Origin of the sequence: Geobacillus sp. PK12 (genome assembly GCF_004123125.1) — a bacterium.
Classification (GTDB): domain Bacteria; phylum Bacillota; class Bacilli; order Bacillales; family Anoxybacillaceae; genus Geobacillus; species Geobacillus zalihae.
Genome location: NZ_SDKL01000044.1, coordinates 1 through 1,180, shown reverse-complemented (window position 1 = coordinate 1,180; position 1,180 = coordinate 1). Strand labels below are relative to the sequence as shown.

Annotated in this window: 1 pseudogene; it reads left to right on the top strand. The window is 49.1% G+C overall.

The features are described 5' to 3' along the window. The first annotated feature begins 118 nt into the window (after positions 1-118). A pseudogene (locus ETR37_RS13890) lies at positions 119-1,116 on the top strand (transposase). Positions 1,117-1,180 lie beyond the last annotated feature (64 nt).

Below are 1,180 nucleotides of genomic sequence, written 5' to 3'. Positions count from 1 at the left end.
CTGTAGATGAGCAAATTCACTAACATAAATTGACAACCAAACAAAAAAGGAGACATGAACCGGACTCCTTGGATAAAATAGATGTGCTCACAACTACCCACAAGGAGGTTCATGTCTCATGAATAGATTAGCACATCACCAAGGAATCTACAAGTTTTTCTTCACGCTGGGGTTGACGCTGCAGCTTTCCAAACCGGTCATCAAGCATCTCATTCATATTGTCGATGCCTTGACCACCAAGGGATTCTCGGGAACATTGGCTGATATTCATCACTGGAGCTTTCATCCGAATCATCGAACGACGCTCAGTCACTTTTTCACGAAAAGCCCTTGGGATGAGGAAAGGCTGCTTGGAAAGCTTCAAGAGTGGATCCTCCGCCGAATCGAGCGAAAGAATCAGCCTCTTTTTGTCTCGATTGATGATACGATTTGCCAAAAAACGAAGCCTTCGTCACGGGCTGCACACGCCATTCAAGGGTGTGATTGGCACTACTCGCATAAAGATCATCAATCGGTTTGGGGGCATTCGCTCGTTTGGCTGATGGTGCACACCTTCACGCAGGCGTTTCCGTTCGCGTTCCGCTTGTATGACAAGAAGGCCGGAAGAAGCAAAATCGACCTGGCGATGGAGATGCTTTCCTCGATCAAGGTGAAGCTGACTCAGCCGGTGTATGTGCTCATGGATTCGTGGTACCCGTCCAAAACGCTCATCGAAACCTGCTTGAGCAAGGGATTCCATGTCATCGCCATGCTCAAGGCGAACCGGATTCTTTATCCGAAAGGCATCGCCGTCCAAGCCAAGNNCGGGAGCTCGGGGACGAAGACATCTTGCGTTACTATGCCCAGCGTTGGACAATCGAATGCTTTTTCCGGCAGGCGAAAGATCAACTGAAGCTGGATGGATACCGCGTTCGCCACATTCGGGCGGTGAAACGGTATTGGGCGGTGGTGCTCTTGGCCTGCGTGTACAGCATCGCCGAATCCCAACAAACCCTTTCCGCTGGACTGGAGCTTCTTCGATCACGGAAAGGCCACAGCGTCGTCGAGTTCATTTATAACGCCGCAAAGCAAGATATTCCCATTGATGTGATCAAAAAACAGCTCCATGTCGCCTAAGGGGTACCTTGTTTGTCTCTCTAACCATGGAAATTATTGTAATGAAAAATGCTCATCTACAGTT